Genomic DNA, 15,101 nt, shown 5'->3' with positions numbered 1-15,101 from the left:
GATGTTATCGGCGGTGGATAAGCTGGATTATTCCCATGTAGTCGAAAAGGATACACAGTGTTATGCCCCTGGATTGCAACGAGATACCTGCCAGTGAGGATGTATTTAGTGCCGCACAAAATATTGCAGGCATGGTACACGAGACCCCTCTGCTCAGCTCTCGGCAGCTGAACGAGCTGACGGGCGCCAATTTGTGGTTTAAGTGTGAGCACTTGCAGAAAGTGGGTGCCTTTAAAGCGCGGGGCGCGGCTAATGCGCTTTCGCTGCTCCCGGACGGGGTCGAGGAAGTTGCCACCCATTCGTCCGGTAATCACGGTGCGGCGCTCGCCTGGGCAGCAGCCCAGCGGGGATTGGCCTGTACGGTGGTGATGCCCGAAACGGCTCCCAAGACAAAGCGCATGGCGGTTGAGGGGTACGGTGCCAAAGTGGTGACTTCGGGCCCCAGCCTGGCTGATCGCGAATCCACTTTGGCAAAGGTACTTAAGGAAACCGGTGCGCACGAAGTCCCGCCCTATGACGATAAGCGCATTATTGCTGGGCAGGGCACTGTAGCCATGGAAGTGCTCAAGCAGAGCCGCGAACAGGGCTTTGCTCCAGACGTTATTGTGGCGCCAGTGGGAGGCGGTGGACTTTTGTCTGGCGTGGGATTGGCAATGGCTGCGCTTGCCCCCGATATTCTGGTGATTGGTGCGGAACCCGCCGGAGCGGATGATGCCCAGCGTTCACTGCGCGGTGGAGTTCATATCACCACACAACAACCCGATACGATCGCCGATGGTCTGCGCACAACATTGGGCGGCAAAAATTACGCCGTTATTGAGCGCACGGTGCGGGATATTGTGACAGTCAGCGAAGCTGGTATCGTCAATGCGATGCGGCTATTGTGGACGCGAACCAAACAGCTGGTAGAACCGTCGGCTGCGGTGGGTCTCGCTGCGATCATTGAGCACAGCGCGCGCTTTCGCAATAAGAATGTCGTGGTTGTTCTGACCGGCGGAAATATGGATCTGGACAAAGTGGGCCCACTGCTGTCCAGTGAAGAAAACTAAAAGGGGAACTGGGATATGAGCCATTTATTGAAAAAGGGCGGCCGGGGTTTGGCCGGGTTGCTTTGTGCTGCTGCGCTGTCACTGACTGGAACCAACGCGATTGCTGAGAAGCTGACACTGTCATCCAGCTCCCTGCAAGCTGGAAAGAAAATGCCCATGGCTCATGTTTATGGCAGCTGCGGCGGTGAGAACCTGTCTCCCCAATTGAGCTGGAGTGGGGCACCGGAGGGCACAAAGAGTTTTGCTATTACCGCTTACGATCCCGACGCGCCTACCGGCAGCGGTTGGTGGCACTGGGTGGTATTTAATATCCCAGTGGATACTACCAATCTTCCGGAAGGGGCCGGTGACCTGAAAAACGGCCTGATTCCAGAAGCAGTGCAAGGGCGCAATGATTATGGTAATTCCGGTTACGGTGGTGCCTGCCCGCCCAAGGGGCACGGGGATCATCGCTATCGTTTTCGTGTCTATGCCTTGAAAGTGGAATCCCTGCCGCTGGATGAAAACACTTCTCCTGCTAAAGTTGGCTTCAATATCAATGCCAATAAGTTGGCCGAAGCGGAGCTGGAAGTTTTGTGGGGCCACTGAGTAAATAAATTAATCTAATCCCGCTGCACGGTGATCGCTGTTGCGGCGGCTCAGGCTCTGGAGGCCCGCGCTTGACCAACTCACAAAAACAAATGACATGGGGGCAAGCGCTGGCCGCTTATTTGAAGCCCCGTGTACTCACCATGTTTTTCCTCGGCTTTTCCGCCGGCCTCCCATTTCTGCTGGTCTTCGCTACCTTGACTGCCTGGCTGCGGGATTACGGTGTCAGCCGTACTGCCATCGGGTTTTTTGCCTGGGTGGGGATTACCTTTTCGATCAAAGTTCTCTGGGCCCCTATTGTCGATCAGCTGCGTCTGCCTTTTTTCACGGACAAATTGGGCAAGCGTCGGGGCTGGATGCTGGCATCCCAAATCGGGATAGCGATTGGCCTGATAGGTATGGCCAGTGTAAATCCCCAGCTCTCCCTGATGCAGGTAGCCTTGCTGGCCCTGTGGGTCGCTTTCTGTTCGGCCTCTCAAGATGTGGCGATTGATGCCTATCGAATTGAGGCCATGGATGACGACTATCAGGGCGCTATGGCTACCAATTATGTATTTGGCTATCGGGTGGCAATGCTGGTTGCGGGAGCGGGCGCCCTGTTTATTGCGGATATCTTTAGCTGGTCTGGTGCTTATTTTGCGATGGCTGGATTGATGGGCGTGGGCCTGATTACCACTCTGATTATTGCCGAGCCCGATCACAGCAAGGTAAACAAGGAAGCCGATGAACTGCAAAGCGAGTGGGCCCAGCGTCTGTTGGGCAAGGGGGAACACGGTCGCTTGAAGCAGTGGTTTATTCGCGCCGTGGCCTGCCCCTTTATCGAGTTTTTTCAGCGCAATGGCCGCTTCGCAATCATTCTGCTGTTATTTATCAGTATCTTCCGTTTAAGTGATCTCGCGATGAGTATGATGGCCAATCCCTTCTATTTGGATCTGGGCTTTACCAAAACGGAAATCGCTGAAATCAGTAAACTGTTTGGCTTCTTCTGTACTATTTTTGGTTCCTTTCTAGGCGGGCTGTTAGTGGTGCGATACGGTGTTGTGCGCCCGTTGATACTGGGTTCGGTTATGGTTGCCTGTACCAACCTGTTATTTGCCCAGCTCGCTGTGATCGGTCCCGATAAAGCTTGGCTAGCGCTGGTAATTAGTGCGGACAATATCAGTGGAGGAATTGCCAATGCGATACTGATCGCGTTTCTCTCCAGTCTTGCGAATAAAGCTTATACCGCCACTCAATATGCTTTGTTCAGCTCCCTGATGACCTTGCCGGGGAAATTTATCAGTGGTTTTTCCGGCATAGTGGTGGATGCTCAGGGTTATGCCTACTTCTTTATTTATGCGGCGCTTATGGGAATACCAGCCATTCTGCTGTCCATTTATTTTTGGCGCCGCGAGCAGCGCGACTGGCCGGGAGAAGAAGTTCAGCCTGGAGCGGGCACTACCTAAGGTTTACAGGGATGCTATTTCCTCTCTAAGAGTACACCCCGAATTCAGCTCTTTTCTGAATCCCTATGTCATATCAAAACTCTTCGCCGGGCATTCTGCCCGGCTTGTGTCTATGGTGGTTGTAAAGGTGAAACCCACCCCTCCATAGACTCGCCCTTATGTTCGATTGTGTGTCTGTTGCCTGTTGGGTCGGGTATCACTGGTAGATGATGCTCAGCGAATAAAAGCGACAAACTATGGCCCACGAAACCATCCGGGAGGCGGTGTTTAATCGGCGCATGCTGATTTGTATTGGCACCGGTTTCTCTTCGGGGATGCCTCTTTTTGTATTGATACAGTTGGTGCCCGCTTGGCTGCGTACCGAAGGCGTGGATCTGGCCACTATCGGTATTTTTGCATTGCTCGGATTGCCCTATACGTGGAAATTTATCTGGTCTCCATTGATGGAGCGCTACGCATTCCCGATGCTAGGCCGCCGGCGGGGCTGGATGCTGGTAATGCAGCTGTTACTGATTGTTTCCATTGGCGTCCTGGGGATGTTCAGTCCCCAGTTTGATATTTGGTCAATTGCCGCAATTTGCTTTGCCGTGGCTTTTTTTAGCGCCAGCCAGGATATAGTCCTGGATGCTTTCCGACGCGAGATTCTGCCAGACCAGGAGTTGGGCCTGGGCAATTCCTTTCACGCCAACGCCTATCGTATTTCCGGCTTGATTCCGGGATCCCTCAGCTTGATCCTGTCGGACCACCTGGCCTGGGACCAGGTGTTTATGATTACTGCGGCCTTTATGTTGATTGCCGTCTTTATGACCTTGATGGTCGCTGAGCCAGACCATCCAGCAGGTCGTCCTAAATCTTTGCGCGAGGCCATTGTTTTACCCTTCGTCGAATTCTTTAATCGCAATGGCGTAAAACAGGCGGTGCTCGTACTGGCCTTTATGTTTTTGTACAAGCTCGGCGATAGCATGGCTACGGCACTGGCGACGCCTTATTACCTGGATATGGGATATTCCAATACGGATATCGGCATAGTGGCAAAGAATGCCGGTCTGTGGCCTGCGGTAATTGGCGGTTTCTTTGGCGGCTTATTAATTGTGAAGATCGGGATTAATAAGTGCCTATGGATTTTCGGGGTGGTACAGCTGGTTTCAATTTTCGGATTTATGATTTTGTCTGAAGTGAATGGCGAGCTGGTGGGCACTCCAGATTTCAATCCGAGCCTCTGGCTATTGGCGATAGTAATTGCCTTTGAGTATCTTGGGGTGGGGTTGGGGACAGCGGTGTTTATTGCATTTATCGCCCGAACTACCAGCAAGTTGCACACCGCGACTCAATTTGCCTTGTTTACTGCCTTGACCTCGCTCCCGCGCACCTTCGCCAATGCCTCCACTGGCTATTTGGTGGAGGGAATGGGGTGGACACATTTCTTTCTCCTGTGTGCCGTTCTGGCGGTGCCTGGAATGATCCTGTTATTTTGGGTCGCGCCCTGGGGGGCTGATGAGGTAGCGTAGTTTTCTGTCTGCGATTGGGGCTAAGGTTTCCAGCGGTATTTGCCCATATCCACTCGCCCTTTCAGCAGTATGACCCCCTCTCTTTCCAGTTTTTCACGCTGGCGGCTGGCGCCGGGTTCCGGCAGGGAGATGCGCCCCTGGGCGTTAATCACCCGGTGCCAGGGTAGCTTGGTACCCCGGGGTAATTTACGCAGAGTCTGACCTGCAAGTCTCGCAGCGCGTGGGTAGCCGGCCATCTCAGCCAAGTCCCCGTAGGTGACAACCCGCCCTTTGGGGATTGCCGCCAAGGCTTGGCATATTCTTTCCAGGGAGTTCTGTTTTTCCATAAAAAGCTCTAAATATCGGCGAATCACGCCAATTGGGCGCAATTTTTTACTTTGTAATCTCCAGAAAATGAGATTTTTATTCGCCATTTATGGATACTTTACCAGCTCGCAAGGTCACAGTCCCCAGGGCGCGAAAGCCTCTGCTGTGACGGCGTGCCACATGATTCTAGTTGTGGCATCATGGTGCGATTGTTGAAGCTGTTTGCACCGTTCATACTCCTAAAAAGTCCAAGGTTTCTTAGTGGTTTTATCGACACGACTCCCCAGGTTCTTTGCTCGAACTCTCTTATTTCTTGTGCCCTTCCAGGCCTATGCCGGTGTGCTGACCCTGGAAAATGGCGATCGTATTCAGGGCGAGTTGGTGCTGGTAGAGAAGGATCAGGTCACTTGGAAGTCAGAGACTTTTGGTGAGGTTAAAGTCGACAAATCCAAAGTGGTGTCGATGGACATCGATACCGATATCAAAATTGCAGGCAGGGATGAACCCTGTACCTTAGCCGGCCACCGCCAGGAGCGTTGGGAAGTGTACTGCGCTGAAGGGCGCGGTTGGTTGATCGATTTCCCCGGTATTGAGCGGGCAGAACCCTACAGTACATTTACCACCAGTCCGGTGTTATTCAGCGGTGATGTTACCGCCGGAGGCGTATTCGAGAGCGGTAACCGTGAGCGTGAAGACCTCGATGCCAATATTAACTTGGATATCCGCCATGGAGATTTTAACCACTTGATGGGGGCGGTTTACCAGAACCAGGAAAGTGAAGAAGACGGTGACCTGGAAAAATACCAGCTCAATTATGATCTCCGCTGGATATTTGCTGAGAAGTGGTTTGCCGCGGCTAACAGTGAGTTGGAAAGGGAAGAGGCTCAGAACTTAGACCTGGGAACTACGCTCGGTCTCGGTATGGGTTATCTGTTTTACGATACCAGTAAAACCACTTTTTCCCTCGAAGGTGGTGTGAGTAGCCTGCATGAGAGTTTTATCGACGAAGAGTTGAGTGAAGGCCAGGATGAGCGCTATGTCGCCGGTCGAATTGCACTTAACTACCGCTACAAGTTTTCCCTTGGGCCGGAAATTTATTTCGACCAGGAAACCTTACAATCCTTTGATCACAGTAACGACTACGAAGCTAATGCCAAGCTGGGGGTGCGCACACCGCTGGTTGAAGGCGTGCTGATGGAGATCGGTTACGAGTGGCAGTACGACAATACGCCCTCCCTGGAAAGTGAAAAAGAAGATACCAAAGTGACCGTTGGTGTCGGTTACGAATGGTAATTCCCCCTCGAACCTGCATAGGGCAGGTTCGAAGGCAGTCATAAACGATAAATCTAAAAAACGAGCGACGACGAGGAGTTCAATATGCAAATCGCTGACAGTATTGTTGCGATTACCGGTGCGGGCCAGGGGTTGGGCCGAGCCATGGCCGAGTATCTGGCTGCGCGAGGCGCCCGCCTGGCCCTGATCGATGTTAATGAGGAAGGCCTGAAAGACAGCGTTGCAGCTTGTGAAAAGCTCGGTGCAGAGGCTCGCAGCTACTTGATCAATGTTGCCGATGAGGAAGCGGTGGACTCCGGCTTTGCGAAAATCGCAGCAGACTTTGGCGGACTCCAGGTTCTGGTTAATAACGCCGGCATTATGCGCGATGGCATGTTGCTCAAGTGTAAAGACGGCAAAGTGACAGATCGTATGTCCCTGGCACAGTGGCAGTCTGTGATCGATGTGAACCTTACCGGTGTATTCCTTTGTGGCCGTGCTGCAGCGGGCATTATGGCGGAAAGCGGCAAGGGTGGGGTGATGGTCAATATCTCCAGTTTGTCCCGTGCGGGCAATATGGGGCAGACCAACTACTCCGCCAGTAAAGCGGGTGTTGCAGCGATGACGGTATCCTGGGCACGCGAACTGGCGCGCTACGGCGTGCGTGTTGCCGGGATTGCTCCGGGTTTTATCGGCACCGATATGGTTGCGCAAATGCGCCCTGAGATTCTTGAGAGTCTGGTAAAACAAGTGCCCCTGCGCAGGTTGGGTGAGCAGGATGAGATCGCTTCGACAGTAGCGTTTATTCTGGAGAACGACTATGTCACCGGTCGAGTGATAGATATTGATGGCGGAGCGCGCTTGTAAACTTCCCTCTTTCCCAGCATAAAAAGGGTGAACTGAGTTCACCCTTTTTTGATTCTGTAATTAGTTTCTGGATCTACAGCGAATAGTGCTTTAACTCAAACGCGTAACACCATCGGCGCGGAACTTCGAATACATTAGCTGCCATAGCTGAAGTGTGCGCCCCCGGAATGCACCGGCGTAAGATAGTAGATAGTAGCGCCACATCCTGTAGAAGCGCTGGCCGTAGCGATCGGCAAAGCGCGGCCAGTTTTTCTCAAAGTTCTCATGCCAGGCCATCAGGGTTTTATCGTAGTAGTATCCAAAGTTGTGCAGGTCTTCGCACACTAGCAAGCGATCGGTCGCGTCGCCCAGCTGTCCTACGGAAGGTAGCTCACCACCTGGGAATATATATTTTTCTGTCCACAAGTCCGTAGATGCGGTGCGCTGGTTGTTACCGATCGTATGTAACATCATCAACCCATCTTTGTTCAGACAGCGCGCTGCTGTTTCCATAAATGTTCGGTAGTTCTTGCGGCCGACATGCTCAAACATCCCTACGCTGGCAATGCGGTCAAAAGGTTCTTTGAGTTCTCGATAGTCCTGAAGGCGGACAGTAATTGGCAGTTCACCATAGCGCTCTGTCACATAGGCTTTTTGCTCTCGGGAAATCGTAATTCCAACACACTCCACTTGATACTTTTGCGCGGCATAGCTAACCAGACTGCCCCAGCCACAGCCAATATCCAGCAAGCGCATCCCGGGTTTCAATTCCAGCTTGCGGCAAATCAGGTCCAGCTTGGCTTCCTGGGCTTGGTCGAGGGTTTCAGCCTCTTTCCAATAGCCGCAGCTGTACGTAAGCCGATTGTCGAGCATGGCACTATAGAATTCGTTGCCCAGGTCGTAGTGTTGCTCTCCCACATTAAACGAGCGGTTTTTGCTTTGTAGATTCACCAGATAGCTGCGTGTGGCGCGCCAAAAGTAGCGCCAGTTCTTGATACTGTGATGAATCTCAGCACTGAGTAGCCGGTGGAAGAACTGATCCAGGTCTTGGACATCCCAATCGCCGCGCATATAGGTCTCACCCAGGCCTAAGCTGTGACGGGCGATGACCTCATCAAGGGCTGCTTCCCGGTGGAGTTGCAGGTCCCAGGGTCTTTCCCCGTTAATTTGAATGTCCGCTTTCGCCAATATATCGTCCACTAAGTGGCGACTGCGTCCGATGGCTGGCACTTCTATAGCATCCTGTTGCTCGCTTGCCATTCAATCCTTCCTCTCTCCAGTTACTTTGGGGTGGAATAAGGCGCCCTTGAATAATTTGCCTCCCCACTCCATTTACTACAGCATATTGAAAAAACCGTGATCGTCCCGGCTCTCTGCGAAGCTGGTTAACTAGGAATTTCCGCAATGCGCCCATTATTACTTCTATTTATAGCCCTACCTGTACTTGAAATGTGGGTGTTGATTGCCGTAGGCAGTGAAATTGGCGCCTTGCCAACGATCGGCCTGGTCATTTTGACCGCAGTGGTAGGAGTGACACTGCTTCGCCGCCAGGGAATCTCTACCCTGATGCGGGCCCAGGAGAAGATGCAAGCTGGAAATATTCCCGCCAAAGAGATGGTTGAAGGGATATTCCTCGCGGTGGGTGGTGTGCTGTTGCTCACCCCGGGCTTTATTACTGACTTCTTTGGCTTTATCTGCCTGATTCCAGGGCTCAGGAACCTGTTGCTCGGTTTTATCCTTCGCCACGTCAAAGTGGTTCCTCCGCAGCACTTCAATCAGTCGCCAAATCACAAGCGTAGCGACGACATTATTGAGGGGGAGTATTCGAAAGATGAGAAGCGCCCCGGAGAGAGTCAACACTCCGTTGAAGATAAGCGCCCCAAGCCCTAATTGGGTTAAAAAATATACAAAATGTCAGTGATGAGAATTTGCTTTGCAGTTTTTTCACCTGATGGTGTTGAAATCCTTATTCCCGCCCATAGATAGGGTTCAACTGAGAATTAAGCCCCGCCTCTGGGGATCAGAGAGGGGTGAGGTTACCGGCCCAAAGGGCCAGTGCCGCCCATGTTGGAAACCATTAAAACGACTCAATGGAGAACTTATCCATGAAAATTCGTCCTTTACACGACCGCGTCGTAGTACGCCGTAAGGAAGAAGAAGCGATGTCAGCTGGCGGTATCGTGCTGCCAGGCGCTGCCAAAGAAAAGCCGAACCAAGGTGAAGTGGTAGCCGTGGGTGAGGGCAAGCAGCTGGACAATGGCGACGTTCGCGCACTGTCTGTGAAGGTAGGTGACACTGTTGTTTTCGGTCGCTATGCCGACAGCAATACCCTCAAGGTGGAAGGCGAAGAGCTGATCATCATGAGCGAAGGTGACATCTACGGCGTGTTGGAAGGCTAAGGCCAGCCTTTAACTTTACTCGCAAAAAGAATTTGAGGAATAAGAATCATGGCAGCTAAAGACGTAATTTTTGGTGACGACGCTCGTCAGAAAATGCTGAAAGGCGTAAACATCCTGGCAGACGCTGTAAAAACTACCCTGGGTCCTAAAGGCCGCAACGTAGTTCTGGACAAGTCCTTCGGCGCTCCTACCGTAACCAAAGACGGTGTTTCCGTAGCGAAAGAAATCGAGCTGAGCGACAAGTTCGAAAACATGGGCGCACAGATGGTTAAAGAAGTTGCTTCCAAAGCTTCTGACACCGCTGGTGACGGCACCACCACCGCTACCGTTCTGGCCCAGGCTATCGTAACTGAAGGTCTGAAATCCGTAGCCGCTGGCTTCAACCCAATGGACCTGAAGCGCGGTATCGACAAAGCGGTAACCGCAGCTGTTGACCACATTGCTGGCCTGTCCACTCCTTGTGCTGATACCAAGTCTATCGCTCAGGTAGGTACTATCTCCGCTAACAGCGACGAGAGCGTTGGTACCATCATCGCTGAAGCCATGGAAAAAGTTGGCAAAGAAGGCGTTATCACTGTTGAAGAAGGTTCCGGCCTGGAAAACGAGCTGGACGTAGTAGAAGGCATGCAGTTCGACCGCGGCTACCTGTCTCCTTACTTCATCACCAACCAAGAGAACATGACTGCCGAGCTGGACAGCCCGTTCATCCTGCTGGTAGACAAGAAAATCTCCAACATCCGCGACCTGCTGCCCCTGCTGGAGCAAGTAGCTAAAGCTTCCAAGCCGCTGCTGATTATCGCTGAAGACGTAGAAGGCGAAGCGCTGGCAACTCTGGTTGTAAACAGCATGCGCGGCATCGTTAAAGTTGCTGCTGTTAAAGCACCTGGTTTCGGCGACCGTCGTAAAGCCATGCTGCAGGACATCGCTATCCTGACTGGCGGCACCGTGATTTCTGAAGAAGTTGGCCTGGAGCTGGAAGGTACCACTCTGGAGCACCTGGGTACTGCTAAGCGCGTAACCCTGTCCAAAGAAAACACTGTAATCGTTGACGGCGCTGGCAATGTTAAAGACATCGAAGCTCGCGTTAGCCAGATCCGTGCACAGATCGAAGAGTCCTCTTCCGACTACGACAAAGAGAAGCTGCAAGAGCGCGTAGCCAAGCTGGCTGGCGGTGTTGCGGTAATCAAAGTAGGCGCCGCTACTGAAGTGGAAATGAAAGAGAAGAAAGCCCGCGTTGAAGACGCGCTGCACGCTACCCGCGCCGCAGTAGAGGAAGGCGTAGTGCCTGGCGGTGGTACCGCTCTGGTTCGCGCTACCCAGGTTATCTCTGTAACTGGCGACAACGAAGACCAGAACCACGGCATCGCTGCAGCCCTGCGCGCTATGGAAATGCCTCTGCGTCAAATCGTTTCCAACGCTGGTGACGAAGCTTCCGTAGTTGTTGACAAGATCAAGCAAGGCGAAGGCAACTTCGGTTACAACGCTGCTACTGGTGAGTACGGCGATATGCTGGAAATGGGTATCCTGGACCCAGCTAAAGTAACCCGCTCTGCTCTGCAAGCGGCAGCTTCTATCGCTGGCCTGATGATCACCACCGAAGCCATGGTTGCAGAAATTCCGGAAGACAAGCCGGCTGCTCCTGACATGAGCGGTATGGGTGGCATGGGCGGTATGGGCGGCATGATGTAAGTCGGCCTTAAGCCTATCTAAAAAGCCCCGCAATTGCGGGGCTTTTTTTTGCCTTGTGGAAAGTGGTTTACTAGGATCTGCTTTTAGTTATCAATTTTATCTTCAGGGTGTAGGCGAGTGACTGGTAGCGATAGGTTCTCTAGTATCAAGACGCTCTCAGGGATAAGTGAGTTGATTGAATACCACCGCCAATTTTCTCATGGTGAATATAAGCAATTACAGCAGGGGTTGACTGCGAGAAGTATGGATGAGAAATGGAACGGCTATTTTCATGATGGGCGTTTTTATCTTTGTCGAAGTTGGACGGGTGTTTGTATTTATGAACTTGACTTGGTGGAGACTGAAAGTGGTTGCTCTGCAGAAAATACGCGGGTTAACAGGGATCCGAGTCAATATCGAGAGACTGATAATCGCTATGATGTATTGTTGTTGGACTTCTTGATTTCAAATCTGATTCTGGGAGAGCCAAAGCCCTTCCCTAGGCGCTCAACCGATGATGTTTCTGGTGAAGTTGAACAATACTCGGTTTGAGGAGCGATAGTGGGACGTCCTGTTCATATCAGCAAGCAACGTGCTGGGGTAGCCGAAGGCTAGACATCTTTGGCTACCCGAATATACCTTCCTACGGTTTAGCCGGAGGTTTGCCAGTATTGGGTTGAGGTGGTTTTGGAGGAGTTGGTTTCTGTCCTTTGGTTGGCTGATACCCTTTTTTGATCGGTTGATATCCGTCTTGTGTGCTTATGACACCATTTCCCCAGCCTTTATCACTCATGTTAAATCTCCATATTTATTCATGTTCAAAAAACTCGATCGTTGATATTTCATCTGATATGACGAGAATTCCTGATGTATTATTTCTACTTCTCTTGAATCCTCCATTTTTATTTAAAACCCACGCTTCCTCAAGATAGATTTGCTCTTTTGCAGGCGTGCTACTTGTAAAGGAGTTCTCTGCATACTTTCCTGCAATCTTTTCTCCACTTTTCAACGTAACTATCACCCAATACCTACTGCGCTTTGAAAACACAAAATCCCATGGCTTTGAAATTGGGTGAGGCGCATTCTTTTGGAATAGTTCCACATTACGTATCATTTTCCAGAGAAAAACTAATAAAACTGGAAATATCAGCAGTACGAATACATAGAAAAGCTTGTATAAGTTTGGGTGATTAGCAGAAAAGTCGTTTGACTCGACTAGCAAAATTGGGAATAAAAGGATGGAATAGTTGATACAACTATAGGTGACTGCATCAACTAACTGCTTGGATGAGTCCTTCATTTCTGAAGGATAAAGCAACTCATAGACCTTGATTGAAATGAATCCAGGTATCACGAATGCGATAAATATTAAAATCTTATCATCTTCCCAAATGTTCACTTTTCCCCCTTGGTGGAACAACTAATTCAAAAAATACCTTTCTATATCACTGTCTGTTGTTTATCCAGTAAGATTGGGTCCTAAACGAGTTCATCACGTAAAGTTCCTCCAGCGCAGTGCTGAACTGTCCCTTTTAAGCCCCCCCCAAAAAAGAGACACCCAAACCTGAGCCACAAAAACAGCTTGCGACCACTCAAAAGAGACAGCATATAATGGGACAACCCAAACGGGACCATTAGGGATAATTATGTTTATTCGCGCCTACCTGCGAGCCTCCACCGAAGAGCAAAACGCCAACCGCGCCCGCGATAGCCTCGACGCCTTTGTCGAACCCTACGGCCAGCGCATAGCCTCTTACTATGTCGAGAATCAAAGCGGCGCCACTCTGCAGAGGCCCGAACTAAACCGCCTACTTTCAGACTGCCAACCTAATGACGTGCTGTTAGTAGAACAGATCGACCGCCTAACCCGTTTAAGCAATGACGACTGGAATGAATTGAAAAGCCAGATACAGGCAAAGAAGCTGCGCATAGTGAGCTTGGATGTGCCCACCTCCTACCTGGCGTTGGATCGCGGCCGGGCCTCCAATGGTGACCAAGTAATCGAAGCCATACTGGAAGCCATTAATAATATGCTGATTGATTTAATGGCCGCCATGGCGCGCAAGGATTATGAATCGCGACAGCACCGACAGCGTCAGGGTATTGAGGCAGCAAAGAAAGCGGGGAAGTATCAAGGCAGGCCTGCGGATAGAGAGCGGCACGAACTGGTGAAGTATTTCCGCGAGGAGAAAGGACTCAGTATTGCGGAGACGGTCAGGGCCACCGGTTACAGTAAATCACAAGTGTGCCGTATACAGGCCGAATACAGAAAGGAGGAGGCCGCCGAAAGCTAGGCGGCACTTTTACTCCCTGCGATTTACGCGTGTGAGTGAGCTTTAGGAGTGATTTCCTGGGGGTTGATAGGCTTACCTTCCTGATTAAACTCTACAGCGGTTACCTGATAACCTTGGTTGGCAATATCTGAAGCAATAGACCAAAAATAGTCCTCATTTACATCAACCTTACAGAGCCGAAGCATCTCCATACCAAGCTGAGTTATAGAGTAACTGCTAATGTGCAAGTGCTTATTGGCATCTGCATGTTTAATTAGTAAGCCCCTGTTCTCTGACTTTAATCCTGTCCTGAAACTTCCTGGAACTGTAGAAGCGTAGCGCGATGTAAGGCTTGAGGATTCCACTCCTGCCAGAATGCCAATCTCTTGTAGGTAAAGTAATTGGCCGAAATCTAGCCCAGCTTTCGCTAAGTACCCGCTCTTCTCTCTATGAATTTTTTCACCGATAACAAATGTTGCAGCACTGGAAATCAGCTCAGCTTCTTTTTTAGATAATCCTTTTAGAAACTCTAAAGTCCTCATTGAGAAAGAGCCGGGCTGCTTAACTTCCCCAGCCAAAACCCGACCCCAAAGCTCTTGCAGCTGCTCAGCAGAAACTCTGCCCGCACAATCCCTCCAGCTGTGCAACCAATCTCCATCAATATTGTTATCGGAGGGCTCCTGGGTATCCCGGCTTAAGATATCCTCGGCGACAAGAACGGCTTTAGTGGCATTGACTTCTCTGCGAATGGAGTCTGCAAGCTCAGCCGAGGCAACAGAGGCGGCCATTTTTTCAAGGTCTAACGCCGGCTCTCTCCGGGTAGGCCGGCCCTTTTCTTCGCTGGTGAGTTCTAGGCGTGCAGTGTCAGAGGTAACCTGGACAGTAACATCCCCTGCCTTTATGGCTGCTGCGTCTTTTTCAGCTTGGGCGAGAATCCGCATTTTGTCGGCCTCGGCCTCAGCCGTGCGCCTCGTTTGCCAGGGTCCCAGAAGTGCTGGGACTCCATTGTCTGCCAAACTCTCATACAACTTTAAAACCAGTTTTTCACCGGGCCAATTAAATTCCATGTTAGTCCCTTATCGACAGTATCTAAACCAGCCCCCAAATATTCTATTTGGAAACTATTAGCTAGTAGGCTCCGTTAATGGCTCAAGGTGAGACGGTTGTTCCTTTTTATTTTTGAACCAGTTAAACCACCGCCTGGGAGGGTCCATCGCAATTCCTTTGAATAACGTTTCGTGATCGCCCTTAATTTTCTCTGCAGCCTTCCACTTTTTAATTTTTTCCAGGCTAAACCCCCCCTCCTCTGATAGCTGAATGATCCGCAAAGTATCTCGAGTCAGGTCTTGGCCGAAGCCATTTGCTAAACCCAGGTTTTCTAGCACCTCCGGGCTTAACTTGTCTTCGTGCTGCTTTTTGTAAAGCTTGATAGCGTTTTGAAGCTGACCGTTTGTATTGCTAGCTCTTGCGTATAAATTCCAAGCCTCAGATCGCGAAAACTCCCTTATGCTGCGAATCTTACGACCTGTATAAACAGCATATGTAAGGCTCACGACGGTAAATACAAAGCCCGCAAGGGTTATAGAATCCTGCCAAGTCCACGATCCATCAAACATAAAGTAATTGCTTCTTGCTTCGCTATAAAACCGGCAGATTTTTCTAGGCTCTTCTGCCGAACTGGTAAACGGGCAGACCCCTGCCTTTGCTCAACGCAAAATTGTACCCGGTTGCGAGCCCTCACGGCCAT

17 protein-coding genes are annotated in these 15,101 nt (G+C 50.9%); 11 read left to right on the top strand and 6 right to left on the bottom strand.

Annotation, left to right across the window (positions count from 1 at the left end; all coding sequences use genetic code 11):
* Positions 1-62: 62 nt before the first annotated feature.
* From ACJJIS_RS16230 to ACJJIS_RS16215, 4 genes are all read left to right on the top strand, one after another.
* Positions 63-1,049, top strand: a complete 987-nt coding sequence (locus ACJJIS_RS16230; RefSeq protein ID WP_475708553.1) for a threonine ammonia-lyase — start codon at positions 63-65, stop codon at positions 1,047-1,049.
* 15 nt (positions 1,050-1,064) lie between these two features.
* Positions 1,065-1,637: a YbhB/YbcL family Raf kinase inhibitor-like protein gene (locus ACJJIS_RS16225; RefSeq protein ID WP_413664714.1), complete on the top strand. Its 573-nt coding sequence runs from the start codon at positions 1,065-1,067 to the stop codon at positions 1,635-1,637.
* Between the two features lie 71 nt (positions 1,638-1,708).
* Positions 1,709-3,082 carry an AmpG family muropeptide MFS transporter gene (locus tag ACJJIS_RS16220; RefSeq protein WP_475708552.1) on the top strand — a complete coding sequence of 458 codons (1,374 nt, stop codon included), beginning with the start codon at positions 1,709-1,711 and terminating at the stop codon, positions 3,080-3,082.
* A gap of 236 nt (positions 3,083-3,318) precedes the next feature.
* Positions 3,319-4,590, top strand: coding sequence for an AmpG family muropeptide MFS transporter (locus ACJJIS_RS16215; protein WP_413664716.1), 1,272 nt, complete (start codon positions 3,319-3,321; stop codon positions 4,588-4,590).
* 20 nt (positions 4,591-4,610) lie between these two features.
* Here the strand turns inward: ACJJIS_RS16215 and ACJJIS_RS16210 are convergent, their stop codons facing one another.
* Positions 4,611-4,916, bottom strand: coding sequence for an MGMT family protein (locus tag ACJJIS_RS16210; protein WP_444912299.1), 306 nt, complete (start codon positions 4,914-4,916; stop codon positions 4,611-4,613).
* 241 nt (positions 4,917-5,157) lie between these two features.
* On the opposite strand from ACJJIS_RS16210, the gene ACJJIS_RS16205 reads away from it, so the two are divergent.
* A complete protein-coding gene (locus ACJJIS_RS16205; protein WP_475708551.1) occupies positions 5,158-6,189 on the top strand; it encodes a DUF481 domain-containing protein in 1,032 nt (343 codons plus the stop codon).
* A gap of 84 nt (positions 6,190-6,273) precedes the next feature.
* Entirely contained in the window at positions 6,274-7,035 is a 762-nt protein-coding gene (locus tag ACJJIS_RS16200; RefSeq protein WP_413664719.1) for an SDR family oxidoreductase, read from the top strand.
* 90 nt (positions 7,036-7,125) lie between these two features.
* Here ACJJIS_RS16200 and cfa read toward each other — a convergent pair whose 3' ends face one another.
* A complete protein-coding gene (gene cfa, locus ACJJIS_RS16195) occupies positions 7,126-8,274 on the bottom strand; it encodes a cyclopropane fatty acyl phospholipid synthase (protein WP_444906127.1) in 1,149 nt (382 codons plus the stop codon).
* 144 nt (positions 8,275-8,418) lie between these two features.
* On the opposite strand from cfa, the gene ACJJIS_RS16190 reads away from it, so the two are divergent.
* The 4 genes from ACJJIS_RS16190 to ACJJIS_RS16175 all read left to right on the top strand — a co-directional run bounded on the left by ACJJIS_RS16190 (position 8,419) and on the right by ACJJIS_RS16175 (position 11,633).
* Positions 8,419-8,904, top strand: a complete 486-nt coding sequence (locus ACJJIS_RS16190) for an FxsA family protein (RefSeq protein WP_445354910.1) — start codon at positions 8,419-8,421, stop codon at positions 8,902-8,904.
* Between the two features lie 215 nt (positions 8,905-9,119).
* On the top strand, positions 9,120-9,413 hold the full coding sequence (locus ACJJIS_RS16185) for a co-chaperone GroES (protein ID WP_020412315.1): 294 nt from the start codon (positions 9,120-9,122) through the stop codon (positions 9,411-9,413).
* Positions 9,414-9,461: 48 nt separating this feature from the next.
* Positions 9,462-11,102 carry a chaperonin GroEL gene (groL, locus tag ACJJIS_RS16180; protein ID WP_282931589.1) on the top strand — a complete coding sequence of 547 codons (1,641 nt, stop codon included), beginning with the start codon at positions 9,462-9,464 and terminating at the stop codon, positions 11,100-11,102.
* A 117-nt stretch (positions 11,103-11,219) separates the two neighbouring features.
* Positions 11,220-11,633 (top strand): hypothetical protein, encoded by a 414-nt coding sequence (locus tag ACJJIS_RS16175; RefSeq protein ID WP_475708550.1) that lies wholly within the window; start codon positions 11,220-11,222, stop codon positions 11,631-11,633.
* 91 nt (positions 11,634-11,724) lie between these two features.
* Here the strand turns inward: ACJJIS_RS16175 and ACJJIS_RS16170 are convergent, their stop codons facing one another.
* Together ACJJIS_RS16170 and ACJJIS_RS16165 are read right to left on the bottom strand one after the other, a co-directional pair.
* The gene (locus ACJJIS_RS16170; protein WP_475708549.1) at positions 11,725-11,874 is read right to left on the bottom strand and encodes a hypothetical protein; all 150 of its coding nucleotides are present in this window, start codon (positions 11,872-11,874) and stop codon (positions 11,725-11,727) included.
* Positions 11,875-11,889: 15 nt separating this feature from the next.
* Positions 11,890-12,480, bottom strand: coding sequence for a DUF6338 family protein (locus tag ACJJIS_RS16165; protein ID WP_445360235.1), 591 nt, complete (start codon positions 12,478-12,480; stop codon positions 11,890-11,892).
* 247 nt (positions 12,481-12,727) lie between these two features.
* On the opposite strand from ACJJIS_RS16165, the gene ACJJIS_RS16160 reads away from it, so the two are divergent.
* Positions 12,728-13,375: a recombinase family protein gene (locus tag ACJJIS_RS16160; protein ID WP_445360234.1), complete on the top strand. Its 648-nt coding sequence runs from the start codon at positions 12,728-12,730 to the stop codon at positions 13,373-13,375.
* Between the two features lie 23 nt (positions 13,376-13,398).
* On the opposite strand, the gene ACJJIS_RS16155 is transcribed toward ACJJIS_RS16160, so the two are convergent.
* Positions 13,399-14,421, bottom strand: coding sequence for a DUF2806 domain-containing protein (locus ACJJIS_RS16155; protein WP_445360233.1), 1,023 nt, complete (start codon positions 14,419-14,421; stop codon positions 13,399-13,401).
* 57 nt (positions 14,422-14,478) lie between these two features.
* Positions 14,479-14,970: a hypothetical protein gene (locus ACJJIS_RS16150; protein ID WP_445360232.1), complete on the bottom strand. Its 492-nt coding sequence runs from the start codon at positions 14,968-14,970 to the stop codon at positions 14,479-14,481.
* Between the last annotated feature and the right edge of the window lie 131 nt (positions 14,971-15,101).

It is taken from the genome of Microbulbifer maximicatervae (SeqCode), from assembly GCF_056231245.1.
The sequence above is the reverse complement of the archived record's forward strand: the minus strand, read 5'-3'. Positions and strand labels throughout refer to the sequence as shown.

What these genes read in the sequence shown, in the direction of transcription:
- ACJJIS_RS16210 (WP_444912299.1), bottom strand. Translation starts at nt 4,916, where the DNA reads ATGGAAAAACAGAACTCCCTGGAAAGAATATGCCAAGCCTTGGCGGCA.
- ACJJIS_RS16155 (WP_445360233.1), bottom strand. Translation starts at nt 14,421, where the DNA reads ATGGAATTTAATTGGCCCGGTGAAAAACTGGTTTTAAAGTTGTATGAG.
- cfa (WP_444906127.1), bottom strand. Translation starts at nt 8,274, where the DNA reads ATGGCAAGCGAGCAACAGGATGCTATAGAAGTGCCAGCCATCGGACGC.
- ACJJIS_RS16190 (WP_445354910.1), top strand. Translation starts at nt 8,419, where the DNA reads ATGCGCCCATTATTACTTCTATTTATAGCCCTACCTGTACTTGAAATG.
- ACJJIS_RS16215 (WP_413664716.1), top strand. Translation starts at nt 3,319, where the DNA reads ATGGCCCACGAAACCATCCGGGAGGCGGTGTTTAATCGGCGCATGCTG.
- ACJJIS_RS16170 (WP_475708549.1), bottom strand. Translation starts at nt 11,874, where the DNA reads ATGAGTGATAAAGGCTGGGGAAATGGTGTCATAAGCACACAAGACGGA.
- ACJJIS_RS16160 (WP_445360234.1), top strand. Translation starts at nt 12,728, where the DNA reads ATGTTTATTCGCGCCTACCTGCGAGCCTCCACCGAAGAGCAAAACGCC.
- ACJJIS_RS16185 (WP_020412315.1), top strand. Translation starts at nt 9,120, where the DNA reads ATGAAAATTCGTCCTTTACACGACCGCGTCGTAGTACGCCGTAAGGAA.
- ACJJIS_RS16150 (WP_445360232.1), bottom strand. Translation starts at nt 14,970, where the DNA reads ATGTTTGATGGATCGTGGACTTGGCAGGATTCTATAACCCTTGCGGGC.
- groL (WP_282931589.1), top strand. Translation starts at nt 9,462, where the DNA reads ATGGCAGCTAAAGACGTAATTTTTGGTGACGACGCTCGTCAGAAAATG.
- ACJJIS_RS16200 (WP_413664719.1), top strand. Translation starts at nt 6,274, where the DNA reads ATGCAAATCGCTGACAGTATTGTTGCGATTACCGGTGCGGGCCAGGGG.
- ACJJIS_RS16225 (WP_413664714.1), top strand. Translation starts at nt 1,065, where the DNA reads ATGAGCCATTTATTGAAAAAGGGCGGCCGGGGTTTGGCCGGGTTGCTT.
- ACJJIS_RS16230 (WP_475708553.1), top strand. Translation starts at nt 63, where the DNA reads ATGCCCCTGGATTGCAACGAGATACCTGCCAGTGAGGATGTATTTAGT.